This window comes from Rhodoferax sp. (assembly GCF_010365055.1).
Classification (GTDB): domain Bacteria; phylum Pseudomonadota; class Gammaproteobacteria; order Burkholderiales; family Burkholderiaceae_C; genus Rhodoferax.
The window spans coordinates 1-4,454 of the sequence record NZ_JAAFHA010000165.1 but is presented as its reverse complement, the minus strand read 5'-3'; the positions used below and the strand labels follow the sequence as shown (position 1 = coordinate 4,454).

4 protein-coding genes and 1 pseudogene are annotated in these 4,454 nt (G+C 61.9%); 3 read left to right on the top strand and 2 right to left on the bottom strand.

All coding sequences use genetic code 11. The annotated features are described in order from the left end of the window. Positions 1–659: pseudogene (locus tag GZ093_RS20310) on the bottom strand (hypothetical protein); the annotation flags it as partial. Between the two features lie 176 nt (positions 660–835). Here GZ093_RS20310 and GZ093_RS20305 point away from each other — a divergent pair. Continuing rightward, positions 836–1,813 carry a DUF6502 family protein gene (locus tag GZ093_RS20305; protein ID WP_296489502.1) on the top strand — a complete coding sequence of 326 codons (978 nt, stop codon included), beginning with the start codon at positions 836–838 and terminating at the stop codon, positions 1,811–1,813. Beyond that, complete coding sequence (locus GZ093_RS20300; RefSeq protein WP_296489501.1) at positions 1,810–3,036, top strand: DUF5666 domain-containing protein; 1,227 nt, start codon at positions 1,810–1,812, stop codon at positions 3,034–3,036. The genes GZ093_RS20305 and GZ093_RS20300 overlap by 4 nt, the downstream gene beginning before the upstream one ends. A gap of 109 nt (positions 3,037–3,145) precedes the next feature. Here GZ093_RS20300 and GZ093_RS20295 read toward each other — a convergent pair whose 3' ends face one another. Then, positions 3,146–3,901, bottom strand: a complete 756-nt coding sequence (locus tag GZ093_RS20295) for a sulfite exporter TauE/SafE family protein (RefSeq protein ID WP_296489503.1) — start codon at positions 3,899–3,901, stop codon at positions 3,146–3,148. A 29-nt stretch (positions 3,902–3,930) separates the two neighbouring features. Between GZ093_RS20295 and GZ093_RS20290 the strand changes: the two genes are divergently transcribed. Continuing rightward, on the top strand, positions 3,931–4,454 hold a 524-nt coding region (locus GZ093_RS20290), incomplete at its 3' end, for a TRIC cation channel family protein (protein WP_296489500.1).

Here is a 4,454-nt window from a genome sequence, read left to right as displayed (position 1 = left end):
GCCAGCATCTTGCGGATGCGGTCGTCGTCACTGTCTTCGTCATCGTCGTGCTCGCAATGGAGCTTGCTCAGTTCGTCCTTGGACTTCTGAATTTCAAGCACGTGCTCACGCGCCCGGTCGCTGGCCTTCTTGTACGCATCCTTGTCCCGGTTCGCCACAAAATTGACCGTGACGGAAACGCTGAGGTCCAGGCCCTGTTCGACTTTGACCTCGTGTTCAGCCTGTTCGAAGGATTTCTTGTCGTCGAGGTCCATCTTGGTTTGCACCATGTCGGTCAATGGGCTGATCACGCTGTGCTTGCCGGCCGAGGTTCTCAAGACGTAGGCGGTGGGCACCTTGACATCCGGGAAGTCCATGTCGGTGGCATCGGTGCCGACCATGGCAATGAGCTTGGCAGTGGCGAATTCGGTGGTGGCGATCTGCAGCGTCACCTTGCCGGCTTCGTCGGTGCGCCCTTGTGTTTCGGTGCTTTGACACACGCCGTCGTTGTTGCTGTCCACACAGACCAGGGCGTTGTAGATCAGTCCGTCCATGACGGTGGTGGTTACCGCCGTGGTGTTGCCGTTGGCGTCAACTGAACCACCGCCACCGCAGGCAGTGAGGGAGACGACGGCTGCGGCGATCAGGCCGAGCGTGAATTGAGAATTGGAAATTTTCATGGTGAGACTCCAGAGGTGGTTAAAACGAGAGCGTGGTGAGAATTTGGTCTTTTATTTTGGGAATATTTCCCATTAATGTCAGTTATCTCGCCAGTTATGTCAACCGGATTAAATACTAATTTGGGAAAAAACCCCAAAATTCTTGTGTAATTGTTTGTTCGGGCACAATGCGCCCAGTGAAAGAAAAAACCATCAAACCGCTGAGCAAGCTCGGACCCGCTGCGCCATCTGCGGCGCCGCGTGCCCCCGGCTTGCCAGAGCCGGCGCTGGCGGCGCAAGCGATGGCGCGGGTGTTGCAGCCCTTGGCGCGCTTGATGATCGACCACGGACTGCAACTGCCGTCGATGGTGGAACTCCTGAAAAATGAACTCGTGCGCGAGGCGACGGCGACTTTTGGCCTGGCCGACAAAGGCAGCTCCGACAGCCGCATTGCGTTGTTGACGGGCGTGCACCGCAAGGATGTGAAACGGTTGCGCGAGGCGCCGGTGAGCGCCAGCACGGCGGTGCCCCTGGTGCCGGTGGCGGCCTCGGTGGTGGCGCGCTGGATCAGCGAGCCCCGGTTTTTGAACGCCGACCAGAGCGCTCGGCCCTTGGCACGCACCCCGGGGCGCAGCGGCGTGGGCGAGCCCGACTTCACCACGCTGGTGGCTGAAGTCAGCCGCGATGTCGGCGCGCGCGCCGTGCTCGACGAGCTGGCGCGCCTGGGCGTGGTGGAGTTGCAGGACGATGGCTACGTGGCCCTGAAGACCAGCGCTTTTGTGCCGCACGAGGGGCTGGACGAATCATTCCATTTTCTGGCCACCAATGTCAGCGAACACCTTGCGGCGGCAGTGCACAATCTGGCGCCTGATCGGCAGGGGCCTTTGATGCTGGAGCAAAGTGCTTTTTCGCAGGATTTGTCGGCCGAGCAGGCGGCGCAACTGCAGCAGCAGGCGCGGCGCCTGTGGGCCAGCAGCTTGCGCCAGTTCTTGCAGACGGCCACGGTGGCCGAGCAGCGCAGTCAGGCCGATACCGGCCCCAAACACCGGGTGCGATTCGGCGTGTATTTCCATGACGCACTGCAGGCGACGCCAGAGCCGCCGCCCGAACTGCGGCCTGCGGCCAAGCCAGCGGCAAAGAAGAGAAGTCAAGACAAGAGAAAGCCTGCACCATGAGCAAACCCTCACAACCGAACCTTTATTTGACCCGGCGCCACTGGCTGGCCCTGGCCGCCTCTGCCGTGAGCGGCTGCGGTGGCGGCAGTGGGGTCAGCACGGCCGCGCTGCCCGGCACCGGCGGCACCGGCATCTACACCCAAGGCTCGATTTCTGGTTTTGGCAGCGTGATCGTCAACAGCATCAAGTTCGACGATGGGCTGGCCGACGTACAGATGGACGGCGATTCAGCCACTTCTGCTGATTTGCGGGTGGGCATGGTGGCCAGCGTTCAGGGCGAGCGCGGGGCCGACCCGACCCTGGGAACGGCCAGCCACATCGAGGTCTGGTCGATTGCGCAGGGCCCGGTGCTGCAAGTACCGAGGGTGACGCAGAGCTCCCAGCGTGCCGATGGCACCGTCGCCGAGTTTGCCGAGTTCTCCGTGGCGGGTATGACGGTGCAAACCAACCCCGATACGTCGTTTTACGGCGTTGCTCTGGCGTCGGACCTGGTACCCCAACAGGTGGTGACGGTGTGGGGCCTGCAGGCAGGCGCGGATGGCAGCCGCTGGACCGCCACCCGTGTTGAGGTGCGCCCGATGGGCATGGTCTTGGACAGGGTTAGCACCGGCGTGGTCCACGTGGCGGGCTCGCAGCGCTCACTCAACGGCTTGCTGCTCACGGGTTCGATGGCGGACGTGCTGGTCGACGGGTCGTTGCTGCGGGTTCAAGGTGTCTGGTCTGATGCCAGTAGCAGTCTGGCGGTGGCGCACGTCAAGTTGCTGGGCTCCGGGCTGCTTGGCCAGTTGCCAGATGACGCCAAGATTGAGGTCGAAATTGAAGGCTTCGTGACCGACACGCCCTCGGCCAGCGCTTTCATGCTGGGCAACATCGTGGTGGATGCCAGCGCCATTGCGCCCCTCAATATGCAGATCAAAAGGGGAACGCGGGTGGAGGTGCATGGCACTTGGCAGTCGGGCGTGCTCAAGGCCACCAAGGTGGAGGTTGAAGATGAACAAGCGCTGCAATCGGTTGAGCTCAAAGGCACGGTCGAATCATTCAAAGGCGTGGCAGATTTTGTGGTGCGAGGGCAGCGCTGTGATGCCTCTGGCCTCACCAACGCCGATGTGAGTCATGGCCTGCTTGCCGATTTGAAAAATGGCGTCAATGTCAAGCTCAGGGGCAACAAGGCCGGCGACGTGCTGCGCGTGAGTCAGCTGGAATTCGTGATGAACGACGACTGACAGCAGGCAAGGGGCAAGGCAGCGGGACGGTCGTTTTGGGTTTTTTATACATCAAAACAGGCTGTAGCCCTCGTCCTTATTGCCTGATGCGCTATCTATTTGGAATCAATTAGCGCAGCGCGTCCCACACCAGCTTGGTGCCGGTTAGGAACATGCCCAGGTACAGCAGGCGGTAAAACAGCAGCGGGTTGATGCGCCGGGCCATAAGCACACCGATCCACACGCCGATCGGGGCGATCGGTAGCAACACCAGCGAGGTCGCCATGTTGCGGGTGTCGAGCAGGCCCAGCCAGCCGTACGGAATCCATTTGGCCAGGTTGATGACGAAGAAGAAGAAGGCCATGGTGGCGGTGAACTTCAACGGCGACAGGCGCAGCGGAATCACGTAGGCGCTGATCGGCGGGCCGCCCGCATGGGCAACGAAACTGGTAAAGCCGGAGGTGGCCGTCAGCAGCGCGCCCAGCCATTTCGGTGGCGGCGCGCTGTCGGGTTTGGGTGGGAAGAGCAGGCGCTGCGCCAGGAACGCCAGCGTGAACACGCCCACCAGACCCGCCACAGTGCGGGCATCCAGCAGTTTGAACAGCAAGGCCCCAATCACGATGCCGACCAGGCCGCAGGGGATCAGAAACTTCAGCAGGTTCAGGTCAAAGTCTTTGCGAAAGGCGGCTAGGCCAAGAAGGTCCATCAGCAGCAGCACCGGCATCAAAATGGCGGCCGCCTCGGGCACCGTGACCGCCAGGGCCATCATGGGCACGGCCAGCGAGCCAAAGCCGGCGCCAAAGCCGCTCTTGCTCACCCCCAGCAGGAGCACGGCGGGGATGGTCACCGCGTAGAAATAGGGGTCGGTGATGAGGGGGAACGACAAGGGCAGGGTCATGGCGCGAAAATCCTGACATGAACAATATTCAATTTTGGGGCGAAACCCTGCGGCTGCTGGTGGAGCTGGCCGGAACGGTGGCGTTTGCATTGTCGGGCGTTTTGGAGGCGGCACGGCGCCGGCTTGACGTCGTCGGGGTCTGTGTGGTCGGTTGTCTGGTGGCTTTTGGCGGCGGCACGCTGCGCGATCTGCTGTTGGACCAGCGGCCCTTCTTCTGGGTCCGTCATGTCGAGATGCTGTGGGGCGTGTTGGGGCTTTGCCTGCTGGCCATGTTGTTTCTGCGACAACGGCATCTGGCGCTGACCCAAAGCGCGATCCAGTGGCCTGATGCCCTGGGTTTGGGGCTGTTCACGGCCAATGGCGTGCATCAGGCGCTCGAAGTCCAGATGCCCAGCGTGGTGGCGGTGCTGATGGGTGTCATCACCGGCGTTTTTGGGGGCGTGCTGCGCGACATTGTGTGCAACCAGATTCCCACGGCCTTCAGCGACCACAAGCCGTACACCGTGTGTGCTTTTGCCGGCGGCTGGGTTTATATCGGCTT